Origin of the sequence: Mycobacterium sp. E796 (genome assembly GCF_001672815.1) — a bacterium.
Classification (GTDB): domain Bacteria; phylum Actinomycetota; class Actinomycetes; order Mycobacteriales; family Mycobacteriaceae; genus Mycobacterium.
Map to the genome: position 1 here is coordinate 1 of NZ_LZKK01000314.1, position 568 is coordinate 568.

At 70.4% G+C, this 568-nt stretch carries 1 protein-coding gene; it reads right to left on the bottom strand.

Annotation, left to right across the window (positions count from 1 at the left end; all coding sequences use genetic code 11):
* Positions 1-568: VWA domain-containing protein (locus A5706_RS24805; protein WP_231985402.1), on the bottom strand; the 568-nt coding region annotated here is incomplete at both ends.

Below are 568 nucleotides of genomic sequence, written 5' to 3' on the forward strand. Positions count from 1 at the left end.
TCCAGCACGATGCGCGCCGGTGGCGGCCCTTCGCCGCCGCCCATCACCGAGCCGACCGTGGCGATCGCCTGCAGCGCCGTGAAGATGCCCTCCCCCGTCGCGGTTTTCGGCGCCGGCTTCAACCCGTCGATCGCCGCCTTCACCGCGGCCCGGTTTGTCGTCGGCGGCACCAGCAGGTAGGGCGTGCCCGCGAATCCGACCAGTCCCAGGTTGATGCCCGGCGTCAGCTGGCTGGCGAACTGGCTGGCCGCCTGCTCGGCCGCCTTGAGCCGGTTGGGTTCGACGTCGGTCGCGCGCATCGAGTTCGACATGTCGATGATCAGCACGACGCAGGCGCGGTTGCGCGGGATGCGCATGTCATGCGTAGGCGTGGCCAGGGCGACGGTCAACAGGAACAGCGACAGCAGCGCAACCGCGACGGGAACGTGTCGCCACCACGACTGGGGCACCTCGGCCTCGGTGAAGCGGCGCAGCCGCTGCCGGCGCCGGGCCTGCACCACGACATAGACGGCAAGCAACGCCAGCGGGATCAGACCGAAGAGCAGCAGGCCCGGGCGCTGGAATCCGT